This is a genomic window from Streptomyces sp. NBC_01808, assembly GCF_035917395.1.
Lineage (GTDB): Bacteria > Actinomycetota > Actinomycetes > Streptomycetales > Streptomycetaceae > Streptomyces.
Genome location: NZ_CP109072.1, coordinates 338,296 through 353,978, shown reverse-complemented (window position 1 = coordinate 353,978; position 15,683 = coordinate 338,296). Strand labels below are relative to the sequence as shown.

The window sequence follows — 15,683 nt, the reverse complement described above, 5'->3', positions numbered from 1 at the left end:
TCACTCCTGCCCGACCCCGACCAGCAGAGCCCGGGAAGTGCGATGATCCTCGAACCTCAGGTGTGGGCCGCCGCCCCCGCGGACAGCTCAGGCAACTGGGCCACCGACCTCATGGAGAGCCTCGGCTCGCCCGGGGTCGCGATCGCCACCGGCCTGGAAAGCCTCTTTCCCACCGTGCCCAGCGAGCTGGTGCTGCTCCTCGGCGGGTACACGGCGCGCCTCGGTGACCTCAACTTCTTCGCGCTCGTCTGCTGGAGCACCCTCGGGTCCGTCATCGGATCCGTCCTCCACTACTACGTCGGCGCGCTCCTCGGCAGACGCCGCACCCGCGCCATCTTCATCCGCTTCCCGCTGGTCAAGGGGTCCGACCTCGACCGCGCCGAGGGGTGGTTCGGCCGCTACGGCGCCAAGGCCGTGCTGGTCGGCCGGCTGATCCCCATCGTGCGCAGCTATGTCTCGCTCCCCGCCGGGATCGAGCGCATGGCGATGCCGCTGTTCGTGGCGTACACGGCGATCGGCTCGCTGCTGTGGAACCTCGTGCTCCTCACGGTCGGCTACGCGGTCGGCAGCAGCCACGACACCGTGGAGCAGTACGCCAACGGGTTCACCGCCGTCGTCGGCGCCATCCTCCTCGTGCTCGTCGCGCGGTTCGTCGTCGTCCGGCTGCGGGCCCGGCGCCGGGAGCGCCGCGAGGCCCCGGCGGAGTCCGCATGACCTGCCCGTAGGCACTCAGCCCACGGTTAGGCCCTCTTTAGCCCGGCCGCCCAGCATGAGCCAGTACCGCGCCCGGTATCGCCTCCGCGCGCCCGCCGGGCCCCCGACGGATCGGAGTGTGGACAGTGTCGGAACCGGCGGCCCAGGCATTCGCGCGACCGGAAGGCCCGGCATCCATCGCCGTGGTGGGGACGGCCTGCCGTCTCCCGCAGGCTGACACGCCCGAGGCGTTCTGGGAGCTGCTGCGCGACGGCCGCGACGCCGTCACCGGGCTCCCCGAAGACCGGCCCGACCTGCACGCACCGGGGGAGGCGCGGCAGAAGGCGCGCCGCGGCGCGTTCCTCGACCACGTCGACCTCTTCGACCCCGCCTTCTTCGGCATCGGCCCGCGCGAGGCCGCCGCCATGGACCCGCAGCAGCGCCTCGTGCTGGAGCTGGCCTGGGAGGCGCTGGAACGGACCGGCATCGTGCCCGCGTCGCTCGCCGGCACCCGCACCGGGGTGTTCGTCGGCGCCATGGCCGACGACTACGCCCGGCTCACCCAGCAGCTCGGCCCGGCCGCCGTCGGCCAGCACACCGCGACCGGCCTGCACCGCGGCATCATCGCCAACCGCGTCTCGTACCTCCTCGGCCTCACCGGCCCCAGCATGTCCGTCGACACCGGGCAGTCCTCCTCCCTCACCGCCGTCCACCTCGCCTGCGAAAGCCTGCTGCGCGGCGAGGCCGACCTCGCCCTGGCCGGCGGCGTGAACCTCAACCTCACCGCCGACGGCTACGAGATCACCGAGAGCTTCGGCGCCCTGTCGCCCGACGGCCGCTGCCACACCTTCGACGCCCGCGCCAACGGCTACGTACGCGGCGAGGGCGGCGGGCTCGTGCTGCTCAAGCGGCTCGCCGACGCCCTCGACGACGGCGACCGCGTGCTCGGCGTCATCCTCGGCAGCGCCGTCAACAACGACGGCACCACGGACACCCTCACCACCCCGGGCGGCCGGGGCCAGACCGACCTGCTGCGGCTGGCCTGCGACCGCGCCGGCGTCGAGCCAGGCGACGTCCAGTACGTCGAACTGCACGGCACCGGCACGCGGCTCGGCGACCCCGTCGAGGCGACGGCCCTCGGCGAGACCCTGGGCGCAGGACGCGGCGACGGGGACCGGCTGCGCGTCGGCTCCGCCAAGACCAACGTCGGCCACCTGGAAGGCGCGGCCGGCATCACCGGCCTGATCAAGACGCTGCTGAGCCTGCACCACCGGGAGCTGCCCCGCAGCCTCCACTTCCGCTCCGCCAACCCCGCGATCCCGCTCGCCGGCCTCGGGCTGCGGGTGCAGGAGGAGCACGGGCCGTGGCCGCACGCCGACCGGCGGCTGATCGCGGGGGTCAGCTCGTTCGGGATGGGCGGGGCGAACGCCCACGTGGTGGTGGCGGAGCCGCCGGCGCGGAGCGCTGACGCCGAGGAGGGGGCCGATCGCGGAGGCCCCGCACACGAGGAGAATGCCGCCACGGAGGACGCCGCGCCCGTCACCGGCGCCGGTGTGCTGCCCTTCCTCCTCTCCGCCCGCAGCGCCGCCGCCCTGCGGGCCCAGGCGCGCCGGCTGCACGACCACCTGACCGCGCGGGGCGACGTCGCCTCTCCCGTCGACGTCGCCCGCGCCCTCGTCACCACCCGGGCGGCCTTCGAGTACCGGGCCGCCGTCCTCCCCGCCCTCACTCCCGCGGAGGCGACGGCTCCGGCCGCCGGGGGGACGCTCGACGCCCTGCTCGCAGGACTGGCGGCGCTCGCCGACGACACCCCCGCCTCCGGCGTCCTGCGCGGCACCGTCCGCGACGGCCGCGTCGCGCACCTCTTCGCCGGCCAGGGCAGCCAGCGCGCGGGCATGGGCCGCGAACTGCACGCGGCCTGGCCGGTCTTCCGCGCCGCACTCGACGAGCTGTGCACCGCGCTCGACGTCGCGCTCGCGCCGTACGTCGACCGCCCCCTGCGCGACGTGATGTTCGCCGACGACGACCCGGAGCTGCACCGCACCGTCTACGCGCAGCCGGCGCTCTTCGCCTTCGAGGTCGCCCTCTTCCGGCTGCTGGAGAGCTGGGGCATGCGTCCGGACGTGGTGGCAGGGCACTCCATCGGCGAACTCGCCGCCGCCCACGTCGCCGGTGTGCTCACCCTGCCCGACGCCTGCCGCCTGGTCGCGGCCCGCGGCGGGCTCATGCAGGCGCTGCCGGAGGGCGGCGCGATGATGTCCGTCCGCGCGCCGGCCGACGAGGTCGAAGCGCTGCTCACCGGCCCTGACGCCCTCCCCGGGCTGGACGTCGCCGCGGTCAACGGCCCCGCGGCCACGGTCGTTTCCGGCGACGCCGAGGCGGTCGACCGCCTGGCCGCGGTGTGCGCGGAGCGGGACTGGAAGACGCGCAAGCTCCGGGTGAGCCACGCCTTCCACTCCGCGCACATGGACGGCATGCTGGCCGACTTCGCCGCCGTCGCCGCCGAACTGGACTTCCGGCCGCCGCGCATCCCGATCGTGTCCAACCTCGACGGCCAGGAGGTCGGCGCCGACGAGGTCTGCGACCCCGGCTACTGGGTGCGGCACGTCCGCAGGACCGTCCGCTTCCACGACGGCGTGCGCTGGCTGGGCGCGGCCGGCGTCACCACCCTCGTGGAGATCGGCCCGGACGGCGTGCTGTCCGCCATGGCCAAGGACTGCCTGCCGAGCGCCGTGACCGTACCGCTGCGCCGCGGCGGCACGCCCGAGGTGCGCGAGGTACTCACGGCGGTCGTACGGGCCCATCTGCACGGCGTGGCCGTCGACTGGTCCGCCGTGTTCCAGGGGGCGGGTGCCGGGCATGTCGACTTGCCGACGTACGCGTTCCAGCGTGAGCGCCACTGGCTGACGGGGGAGCGGCAGGCCCCGGCGGCGCGCCCGGCCGACGATCCTGGCGGGGCGCGTACGGACGCCTCGGCTTCCGCCGCTCCGACGGCCCCCGCCCCCACCCCCGGCGCCGACCCGGCGGAGACCCTGGCGCTCGTCGTGGGCGAGGCCGCCGGCGTCCTCGGATACGCCGACGCGTCGGCCGTCGAGGTCCGCCGCGCCTTCCGCGACCTGGGCTTCGACTCGATCTCCGCCGTCACCCTCCGGGACCGGCTGGCCGACGCCACCGGCCTCGACCTGCCCAGCTCCGTCCTCTTCGACCACCCCACCCCCGAACGCCTCGCCGCCCACCTGCACGCCCGCCTCACCGGCGCCGACGACGGCGTCACGACGACGGCCACCGCCGTGGACGCGGACGATCCGGTCGTGGTGGTCGGGATGGCGTGCCGCTATCCGGGCGGTGTGACGTCGCCGGCGGAGCTGTGGGACCTGGTGTGGTCGGGGCGCGAGGGGATCTCGGAGTTCCCGGCCGACCGCGGCTGGGGTGCCGATCTCTTTGATGCGGACCCGGGTAAGTCGGGGAAGTCGTACGCGCGTCATGGCGGGTTTCTGCATGATGCGGGGGATTTCGACGCGGAGTTCTTCGGTGTGTCGCCGCGTGAGGCGTTGGCGATGGATCCGCAGCAGCGGTTGGTGCTGGAGGCGTCGTGGGAGGCGTGCGAGCGCGCGGGTGTCGACCCGGACAGCCTGCGCGGCAGCCGCACGGGCGTCTACATCGGCGCCACCGCGCAGGAGTACGGGCCCCGGCTCGCCGACGGGCACGACGGCCACGACGGGCACCTGCTCACCGGCACCACGGTCAGCGTGCTGTCGGGCCGGGTGGCGTACGCGTTCGGTCTTGAGGGCCCGGCGGTGACGATCGACACCGCGTGCTCGTCGTCGCTTGTCGCCGTCCACCTCGCGGCCCAGGCACTGCGGAACGGGGAGTGCGACCGGGCGTTCGTCGGCGGCGTCACCGTCATGGGCTCTCCCGGGATGTTCCTGGAGTTCTCGCGGCAGCGGGGGCTTTCGCCGGACGGTCGCTGCAAGGCGTTCGCGGAGGGCGCGGACGGTACGGGCTGGGCCGAGGGCGTCGGGCTGCTGCTGGTGGAGCGGCTGTCGGAGGCGCGGCGGCAGGGGCACGAGGTGCTGGCGGTGCTCCGCGGTTCGGCGGTGAACCAGGACGGCGCGTCCAACGGGCTGACCGCGCCCAACGGGCCGTCCCAGCAGCGGGTCATCCAGCAGGCGCTGGCCAGCGCGGGACTCGGCGCAGGGCAGGTCGACGCCGTGGAGGCGCACGGGACCGGCACCAAGCTGGGCGACCCGATCGAGGCACAGGCGCTGCTCGCGACGTACGGCCGGGAGCACTCGGCGGAACGGCCGCTGTGGCTGGGGTCGTTGAAGTCCAACATCGGGCACACGCAGGCCGCGGCCGGTGTCGCGGGTGTGATCAAGATGGTCGAGGCGATGCGGCGCGGGTCCCTCCCGCAGACGTTGCACGTCGATCGGCCCACCACGCATGTCGACTGGGACGCGGGTGCGGTGTCGCTGCTGACGGAGGCGCGGGAGTGGCCGGAGACGGGTGAGCCGCGGCGGGCGGCGGTGTCGTCGTTCGGGATCAGCGGGACGAACGCGCACGTGATCCTGGAGCAGCCGGCAGCCGAGCCGGTGCGCGGGGAGCCGGGGTCGACTCTGCTTCCGGTGGTGCCGTGGGTGGTGTCGGGGCGTAGCGCGGAGGCGTTGCGGGAGCAGGCGGCGCGGCTGGGGGAGTTCGTCGCGGGGGCCGGGGGAGAGGTGTCTCCGGTCGACGTGGGGCTGGCGCTGTTGTCGCGGTCGACGGGCGACTACCGGGCCGTGCTCGTCGGTTCCGACGCGGCCGAACTCGGCGCCGGGCTGACGCGGTTGGCCGAGGGAGAAGCCACGCCGGTGGCGCCGGGCGGTGGTGTGGGGCTTCTGTTCACCGGTCAGGGTGCGCAGTGGGCGGGGATGGGTGCGGGGCTGATGGGTTTTGCGGTCTTCCGGGAGGTGTTGGAGGAGGTTTGTGCCGGGTTCGACGGGCTGCTGAGCCGGCCGTTGGGCGAGGTGCTGGCCGCGCGTGACGGCGGGCTGGTGGACCGGACGGAGTTCACGCAGCCGGGGTTGTTCGCGTTCGAGGTGGCGATGTTCCGCCAGCTCCGTGCGTGGGGTGTGGAGCCGGGTGTTCTCGTGGGGCACTCGGTGGGCGAGTTGGCCGCCGCGCACTGCGCGGGTGTGTGGTCGCTGGCGGATGCGTGCCGTCTGGTGGCTGCGCGTGGGCGGTTGATGGATGCGCTGCCGCCGGGTGGTGCGATGGTGTCGCTGCGCGGCAGCCTGGATGAGGTCAACGCCCTGCTGGAAGGCAGCTCCCAGGTCGATGTGGCGGCGGTCAACGGGCCGCGGTCGGTGGTTGTCTCCGGTGATGAGAAGGAGATCGAGGGGCTGGTGTCGCGATGGGAGGCGGGTGGCGGCCGGGCTCGTCGGCTGCGGGTCTCCCACGCCTTCCATTCGCCGTTGATCGAGCCGATGCTCGCCGACTTCCGCCGGGTGGCGGAGGAGGTCGAGTACCACCAGCCGTCCCTGACGCTGGTCTCGAACGTCACGGGCCAGCTCGCCGACGCGGAGAGCGTCTGCGATCCCGAGTACTGGGTCGGGCACGTACGCCACGCCGTCCGCTTCGCAGAGGGCGTGGAGTCGGCAGCTCGCACGGGCGTCTCCGTTTTCGTGGAGGTGGGGCCTGCTCCTGTGCTGACCGCCATGGGACAGGAATGCCTCCCGGACGAGCCGATCCAGTGGGTCGCCCTCTCCCGCGCACCCCGGGAAGAAAAGAAAGAATCGCGGATCGAAGAATCTGCGAAGGCAAACGATGAATTTGCGCACGAGGACGCGCGTGCCGCCGGTGTACTGATGTCCGGCGTCGGCGCCGCATTCTCCGCGGGCGCGCGCGTGGATTGGCGCGCGGTGTTCGGCGGCGTCGACGGAAAGCCGGTCGCGCTGCCGACGTACGCATTTCAGAGGCGCCGCTACTGGCTGTCCGGGTCGGCGGTAACCGGTGACCCGGCGGGTCTCGGTCTCGGTGCCTTCGGGCATGGCCTGTTGGGTGCGGCGGTGACCGTAGCGTCGTCGGGTGCGGTGGTGTTGACCGGTCGTATCTCGCGTGCTGGTGACGGCTGGTTGACGGGGCATCGGATCCAGGGCCGTGTGCTGGTGCCGGGAGCGGCGCTGGTGGAGATGGCGCTGCGGGCCGGGGACGAGGCCGGCTGCCCGGTCCTCGAAGACCTGACCCTGGAAGCGCCGTTGGAGCTGCCGGAGAGCGGCGGTGTGCAGATCCAGGTCACGGTCGACCCCGCCGAGGACGGCGGATCGGCTCGTACGGTCACCGTGCACGCCCGTCCGGACGACGATCCGGACCGCCCCTTCACCCGCCACGCCACCGGACGCCTCACCCCCGCCACCGACGACGCGGCCGGAGAGCCGTGGCAGGGTGCGTGGCCACCCGCCGGGGTCGAAGGCGTGGACCTGGCAGGCGCGTACGACCGGCTGACTGAGCTTGGTTACGACTACGGCTCCGGCTTCCAGGGCCTGACCGCGCTCTGGCAGGACGGGACGACGCGCTACGCCGAGGTCGTACTGCCCGAAGAGCACACCGGAGAACACGGGCCCGACGCCTTCGGCCTCCACCCCGCCCTCCTCGACGCCGCCCTCCACACCCTCCTCGTCGACAGCGGCGACTCCTCCGACGCCGGCATCCGCGTGCCGTTCGCCTGGTCCAAGGTGGCGCTCCACGCCACCGCAGCCACCCACCTCCGCGTCAAGGCCGTCACCCTCGGCCCCGACACCGTCGAGATCACCCTCTTCGACGCCGAAGGCGGTCCGGTCGCCGAGATCGGCGAACTGACGCTACGCACGCTCGCGGCCGAGCCCCGGGCCACCGCAGACCTCTACACCCTGCGCTGGACCCCGCAGCAGCTCCCGGCCGACGCCACGGACCTCACCGGCTGGGCCACCCTCGGCCCGGCCGCGCCGGTCCCCGAGACCGCCGCCCGGCACCACACCAGCCTGGCCGCCCTCCTCGACGCCGAACCCCAGCCCACCGCCATCGTCTACGCCCCCGCACCCGGCGACCCCACCCCCGCCGCCGCCCACCAGGCCGCACACGACCTGCTCACCCTGCTGCAGGACTACCTCGCCGAACCCCGCCTGGCCGACAGCCCCCTCGTCCTCCTCTCCCGCCACGCCCACACCGCCGAGCCCGACCCCGTACACGCGGCGCTCTGGGGACTGGCCCGTACGGCGCAGGCCGAGCAGCCGGACCGGATCCACCTCGTCGACACCGACGACCACCCCGACACCCGCACCCACCTCCCGCGCGCCCTCGCCCACGCGCTCACGACCCCCCAACTCGCCCTCCACGTCGGCACCCCGCACACCCCGCACCTCACCCACCTGCCGCCCCCGGGCGACGCGGGACAGGCACTCGGCCGCCGCAACGGCACCGTGCTGATCACCGGCGGGGCCGGGGCGCTGGGCGGGCTGGTCGCCCGTCACCTGGTGGCGACGCACGGCGTACGGCACCTGCTGCTCGCCGGTCGCCGAGGCATCGACACGCCCGGCGCGCCCGAGCTCAAGGAGGAACTGCGGGCGGCCGGCGCGGAGGCCACATTTGCCCGCTGCGACCTGACCGACCGCGACGCCGTGGCCCGGATGCTCGCCGGCCTCCCCGACGACCGGCCGCTGACCGCGGTCATCCACGCCGCGGGCGTCGTCGCCGACGCCACGATCGCGTCCCTCACGCCCGAGGCGCTGCGCGACGTCCTGGCCCCCAAGATCGACGCGGCGACGCACCTCGACGAGCTGACGCGCGACCTCGACCTCGACGCCTTCGTCCTCTTCTCCTCGATCGCCGGCGTGCTCGGCACCCCCGGGCAGGGCAACTACGCCGCGGCCAACGCCTGGCTCGACGCCCTGGCCGCCCGCCGCCGGGCCCAGGGCCTGGCGGGACAGGCCCTGGCGTGGGGCCTCTGGGGCGACGTCGGCGGCAGCGGCGGCATGGGCGCCGCGCTCGGCGAAGCCGAAATCGCGCGCTGGCACCGCAGCGGCATCGCCCCCCTGACGCCGGAACTCGGGCTCGCCTCCTTCGACGCGGCCCTGGGTACCCGTACGCCGAACGTCGTCCCCGTACGCATGGACCTCCCCGCGCTCCGCGCGCAGGCCGAGGTCGGCGAAGTCCCTTACCTCCTACGCGACTTCGCCCCCCGTCGTCGCGCCCGCCGGGTGGCGGCCGGGACGGCGACCGGCACGTCCGCCCTCGCCGCCCGGCTGGCGGGACTCGACGCGGAGGCACAGGACGCCGAGCTGGTCGGGCTCGTCCGCACCCAGGCCGCGCTGGTCCTCGGCTACGACGACGCGGCAGCCGTCGACGCCGACCAGGACTTCAAGGCGCTCGGCTTCGACTCCCTGACCGCGGTCGAGCTGCGCAACCGCGTCAACGCCGCGGCAGGCGTGCGCCTCGCCCCCACGGTCGTCTTCAACTACCCCACGCCCGCGGGCCTCGCCCGCCACCTGCGCGACGAAGTGCTCGGAGCCGTCACCGCCTCTCCCGCGACGGCGCCCGTGAGCGCCGTGGACGCGGACGACCCCGTGGTCGTCGTGGGGATGGCGTGCCGTTATCCCGGCGGGGTCACCTCGCCGGCGGAGCTGTGGGACATGGTCTGGTCCGGCAGCGAGGGGATCTCGGAGTTCCCGGCCGACCGCGGCTGGGGTGCCGATCTCTTTGATGCGGACCCGGGTAAGTCGGGGAAGTCGTACGCGCGTCATGGCGGGTTTCTGCATGATGCGGGGGATTTCGACGCGGAGTTCTTCGGTGTCTCGCCGCGTGAGGCGTTGGCGATGGATCCGCAGCAGCGGTTGGTGCTGGAGGCGTCGTGGGAGGCGTGCGAGCGCGCGGGCATCGACCCCGACGCTCTGCGCGGCAGCCGCACCGGCGTCTACGTCGGCGTCATGTACCACGACTACGCGCCCCGCATGTCGACCGAACGGCAGGAGATCGAGGGCTACGCGCTGACGGGGAACCTGTCGAGCGTGCTGTCGGGCCGGGTGGCGTACGCGTTCGGGCTCGAAGGCCCGGCAATGACGATCGACACCGCGTGCTCGTCGTCGCTCGTCGCGCTGCACCTGGCGGCGCAGGCGATGCGGAACGGGGAGTGCGACCGGGCGCTCGTCGGCGGCGTCACCGTGATGGCGACGCCGAACACCTTCGTGGAGTTCTCGCGGCAGCGGGGGCTTTCGCCGGACGGTCGCTGCAAGGCGTTCGCGGAGGGCGCGGACGGTACGGGCTGGAGCGAGGGCGTCGGGCTGCTGCTGGTGGAGCGGCTGTCGGAGGCGCGGCGGCAGGGGCACGAGGTGCTGGCGGTGCTCCGCGGTTCGGCGGTGAACCAGGACGGCGCGTCCAACGGGCTGACCGCGCCCAACGGGCCGTCCCAGCAGCGGGTCATCCAGCAGGCGCTGGCCAGCGCGGGGCTGAGCGCCGGACAGGTCGACGCGGTCGAGGGCCACGGAACCGGGACCAAGCTCGGCGACCCCATCGAGGCCGAAGCGCTGCTCGCGACGTACGGGCGGGAGCATTCCGACGAGCGGCCGCTGTGGCTCGGCTCGATCAAGTCGAACCTCGGCCACACGCAGGCCGCGGCCGGTGTCGCGGGTGTGATCAAGATGATCGAGGCGATGCGGCACGGAGCGCTGCCGCAGACCCTGCACGTGGACACGCCGAGCACGCATGTCGACTGGGACGCGGGTGCGGTGTCGCTGCTGACGGAGGCGCGGGAGTGGCCGGAGACGGGTGAGCCGCGGCGGGCGGCGGTGTCGTCGTTCGGGATCAGCGGGACGAACGCGCACGTGATCCTGGAGCAGCCGGCAGCCGAGCCGGTGCGCGGGGAGCCGGGGTCGACTCTGCTTCCGGTGGTGCCGTGGGTGGTGTCGGCACGTAGCGCGGAGGCGTTGCGGGAGCAGGCGGCGCGGCTGGGGGAGTTCGTCGCGGGGGCCGGGGGAGAGGTGTCTCCGGTCGACGTGGGGCTGGCGCTGTTGTCGCGGTCGACGGGCGACTACCGGGCCGTGCTCGTCGGTTCCGACGCGGCCGAACTCGGCGCCGGGCTGACGCGGTTGGCCGAGGGAGAAGCCACGCCGGTGGCGCCGGGCGGTGGTGTGGGGCTTCTGTTCACCGGTCAGGGTGCGCAGTGGGCGGGGATGGGTGCGGGGCTGACGGGCTTCGCGGTCTTCCGGGAGGCGTTCGAGGAGGTCTGCGCCGGGTTCGACGGGCTGCTGAGCCGCCCGCTGGGCGAGGTACTCGCCGGTGCCGACGGGCTCATTCATCGGACGGAGTTCACGCAGCCGGGGTTGTTCGCGTTCGAGGTGGCGATGTTCCGCCAGCTCCGTGCGTGGGGTGTGGAGCCGGGTGTTCTCGTGGGGCACTCGGTGGGCGAGTTGGCCGCCGCGCACTGCGCGGGTGTGTGGTCGCTGGCGGATGCGTGCCGTCTGGTGGCTGCGCGTGGGCGGTTGATGGATGCGCTGCCGCCGGGTGGTGCGATGGTGTCGCTGCGCGGCAGCCTGGATGAGGTCAACGCCCTGCTGGAAGGCAGCTCCCAGGTCGATGTGGCGGCGGTCAACGGGCCGCGGTCGGTGGTTGTCTCCGGTGATGAGAAGGAGATCGAGGGGCTGGTGTCGCGATGGGAGGCGGGTGGCGGCCGGGCTCGTCGGCTGCGGGTCTCCCACGCCTTCCATTCGCCGTTGATCGAGCCGATGCTCGCCGACTTCCGCCGGGTGGCGGAGGAGGTCGAGTACCACCAGCCGTCCCTGACGCTGGTCTCGAACGTCACGGGCCAGCTCGCCGACGCGGAGAGCGTCTGCGATCCCGAGTACTGGGTCGGGCACGTACGCCACGCCGTCCGCTTCGCAGAGGGCGTGGAGTCGGCAGCTCGCACGGGCGTCTCCGTTTTCGTGGAGGTGGGGCCTGCTCCTGTGCTGACCGCCATGGGACAGGAATGCCTCCCGGACGAGCCGATCCAGTGGGTCGCCCTCTCCCGCGCACCGCGCGACGAGGAGCCGAACGGCGCGGCAGCCTCCCGTGCCGCGGGCATGCTGATGTCCGGCGTGGGCTCCGCCTACGCGGCCGGGGCGCGTGTGGACTGGCGCGCGGTGTTCGCGGGGTCCGGCGGTCGCCGGGTTGCGCTGCCGACGTACGCGTTCCAGCACCGCCGCTACTGGCTGTCCGGTCCTGTCTCCGCGGGTGACCCGGCGGGTCTCGGCCTGGGTGCCTTCGGGCATGGCCTGTTGGGTGCGGCGGTGACCGTAGCGTCGTCGGGTGCGGTGGTGTTGACCGGTCGTATCTCGCGTGCTGGTGACGGCTGGTTGACGGGGCATCGGATCCAGGGCCGTGTGCTGGTGCCGGGAGCGGCGCTGGTGGAGATGGTGCTGCGGGCCGGGGACGAGGCCGGCTGCCCGGTCCTCGAAGACCTGACCCTGGAAGCGCCGTTGGAGCTGCCTGAGAGCGGCGGTGTGCAGATCCAGGTCACGGTCGACCCCGCCGAGGACGGCGGATCGGCTCGTACGGTCACCGTGCACGCCCGTCCGGACGACGACCCGGACCGCCCCTTCACCCGCCACGCCACCGGACGCCTCACCCCCGCCACCGACGACGCGGCCGGAGAGCCGTGGCAGGCTGCGTGGCCACCCGCGGGCGCCACGAGCGTGGACCTCACCGACGCGTACGACTGGCTGGCGATGCAGGGCTACGAGTACGGCTCCGGCTTCCGCGGCCTGACCGCGCTCTGGCAGGACGGGACGACGCGCTACGCCGAGGTCGTACTGCCCGAAGAGCACACCGGAGAACACGGGCCCGACGCCTTCGGCCTCCACCCCGCCCTCCTCGACGCCGCCCTCCACACCCTCCTCGTCGACAGCGGCGACACCCCCGACGCCGGCATCCGCGTGCCGTTCGCCTGGTCCAAGGTGGCGCTCCACGCCACCGCAGCCACCCACCTCCGCGTCAAGGCCGTCACCTCGGGCCCCGACACCGTCGAGATCACCCTGTACGACACACAGGGCGGCCTCGTCGCCGAGGTCGGCGAGCTGACCCTGCGCACCCTGCCTGCCGGCCCTCAGCCGACCGGCATCCCGGACCACCTGTACGCCCTGCGCTGGACCCCGCAGCAGCTCCCGGCCGACACTACGGACCTCACCGGCTGGGCCACCCTCGGCCCGGCCGCGCCGGTCCCCGACATCGCCGCCCGGCACCACACCAGCCTGGCCGCCCTCCTCGACGCCGAACCCCAGCCCACCGCCATCGTCTACGTCCCGCCCCCGGCCGACTCCACCCCCGCCGCCGCCCACCAGGCCGCACACGACCTGCTCACCCTCCTCCAGCAGTACCTCGCCGAACCCCGGCTGACCGAGACCCCCCTCGTCCTCCTCACCCGCCACGCCCACGCCCTGCCCACCGACCCCCACCCCGACCCGGCGACCGACCCCGCGCACACCGCGCTCTGGGGCCTGGCCCGCTCCGCGCAGGCCGAACACCCGGGCCGTATCCACCTGGTCGACGCCGACGACCACCCCGACACCCGCACCCACCTCCCGCGCGCCCTCGCCCACGCGCTCACGACCCCCCAACTCGCCCTCCACCACGGCACCGTGCACACCCCCCTCCTCACCCACCTCCGCGACGATCCGCCGCTGACCCCGCCCGCCGACGCGGGCGCCTGGCGGCTGGACACCGCCACCCCCGGCACCATCGAGTCCCTGCAACTCCTGCCCGCTCCCGAGGCGTTGGCTCCGCTCGCCACCGGCACGGTGCGGGTGTCCGTACGGGCCGCCGGGCTCAACTTCCGCGACGTGCTCATGGCGCTCGGAATGTACCCGGGCGAGCAGATCATGGGCAGCGAGGGCGCCGGCGTCGTCACCGAAGTGGGACCCGGCGTGACGGACCTCGCGCCCGGCGACCGGGTGCTGGGTCTGCTCCCGCACTCCTTCGGCCCGGTCGCGGTCGCCGACCGGCGCATGCTGGCACCGATGCCCGAGGACTGGACGTTCGCGCAGGCCGCCGCCGTGCCCGTCGTCTTCCTCACCGCGTACTACGGCCTGCGCGACCTGGGCCGGCTGGCCAAGGGCGACGCGGTGCTCGTGCACGCCGCCACCGGCGGCGTCGGCATGGCGGCCGTCCAACTGGCGCGGCACTGGGGCGCGGACGTGTACGCCACCGCCAGCCCGCCGAAGCAGGGGCTGCTGCGTGAGCTGGGGCTGCCGGAGGAGCGGATCGCCTCCTCCCGCGACCTCGACTTCGTCGAGCGGTTCCGGCGCGCGTCCGGCGGCGCCAGCATGAACGTCGTCCTCAACTCGCTGGCCCGGGAGTTCGTGGACGCCTCGCTGGAACTGCTCCCCGCGGGCGGGCGGTTCGTGGAGATGGGCAAGACCGACATCCGCGCCGCCGCCGACGTCGCGGAGCGCCACCCGGGGGTCGCGTACCAGGCGTTCGACCTGATGGAGGCGGGCCCCGACCGGATCCGCGAGATGCTCGCCGAGATCGTCACGCTGCTGGAGTCGGACGTGCTCACCCCGCTGCCGCTGCGCACCTGGGACGTACGGCGCGCGCCCGAGGCGTACCGCTTCATGAGCCAGGCCCGGCACGTCGGCAAGATCGTGCTGACCGTGCCGGCGCCGCCGGACCCCGCCGGCACGGTGCTCGTCACCGGCGGCACGGGCGCGCTGGGCGCGCAGGTCGCGCGCCATCTGGCGACCGTCCACGGCGTACGGCACCTGCTGCTCACCAGCCGCCGCGGGATGGACGCACCCGGGGCCGCGGCGCTCCGGGCCGAGCTTGCCGCTCTCGGGGCCGAGGCCACCGTCGCCGCGTGCGACGTGTCGCGGCGCGAGGACGTCGTACGGCTCCTGGCCGGTGTACCGGCGGAGCACCCGTTGACCGCCGTCGTGCACGCGGCGGGCGTGACCGCGGACGGCACCGTGGAGACGCTCGACGCCGCCGCCGTCGACCGGGTGCTCGCACCCAAGGTGGACGCGGTCGCGCACCTGGACGAGCTGACCCGCGGCCTCGACCTCAGCGGCTTCGTGCTGTTCTCGTCCATCGCCGGCACCCTCGGCACGGCGGGGCAGGGCAACTACGCCGCCGCCAACGCCTGGCTGGACGGGCTGGCGCAGCGCAGGCAGGCCCAGGGCCACCCGGCGGTCTCGCTCGCCTGGGGCTACTGGGCCGAGGAGAGCGAACTGTCCGGCCACCTCAGCGACGCGGACGTGGCCCGGCTGAGCCGCACCGGCATCCTGCCGCTGGCCACCGACGAGGGCCTGGCGCTGCTCGACGAGGCCATGGCGCTGGGCGACGCCGCCGTGGTGCCGGCGCGGCTGAGCACGCGCGCCGAGGAGGGCGTGGCGGTACCGGCGGTGCTCCGGCAGGTGGTCAGGCCGGCGCGGCGCACGGCCGCGGCGGACGACTCGCCTGCGGCGGGCGGGTCGCGGGCGCAGCTCACGGAGCTGCCGGCGGCGGAGCGGGCCGAGGCGCTGGTGCGGCTCGTACGTACGCACGCCGCCGCGGTGCTCGGGCACAGCTCGGCCAACTCCGTACCGCGCGAAGCCGCGTTCAAGACCATCGGCTTCGATTCGCTGGCCGCCGTCGAACTGCGCAACCGGCTCAACGCCGCGACCGGCCTGCGGCTCCCGGCCACGGCCGTCTTCGACAATCCGACCGCGGAGGCGCTCGCCGCCCTGCTCGACGGGGAGTTGCCGGGTGCGCCGGCCGCGGCGGCCCCGGCGGACGCCGGGGCGGGCAGCCTCGGCGAGCTGGAGGACATGCTGGCCGCGGGCGCGCTCGACGAGCAGGAGCAGGCGCGGCTCGCCGCCCGGCTGAAGGCCCTGCTGTGGCAGCTCGAAGACGCGCAGGGCGGGGCCCAGGAGACCGGTCCGACCGCCGAGGAGCCCGGCGGCGCGCTGGACGCGGCGAGCGACGAGGAGATGTTCGCGATGATCGACCGGGAGCTGGGCCGGGACTGA

General features: G+C 74.2%; 2 protein-coding genes. Both read left to right on the top strand.

Translation table 11 applies throughout. The features are described from left to right. The first annotated feature begins 42 nt into the window (after positions 1-42). The gene (locus tag OG946_RS01465; protein ID WP_326794329.1) at positions 43-714 is read left to right on the top strand and encodes a DedA family protein; all 672 of its coding nucleotides are present in this window, start codon (positions 43-45) and stop codon (positions 712-714) included. 125 nt (positions 715-839) lie between these two features. After that, positions 840-15,683: an SDR family NAD(P)-dependent oxidoreductase gene (locus OG946_RS01460; protein ID WP_326794328.1), complete on the top strand. Its 14,844-nt coding sequence runs from the start codon at positions 840-842 to the stop codon at positions 15,681-15,683.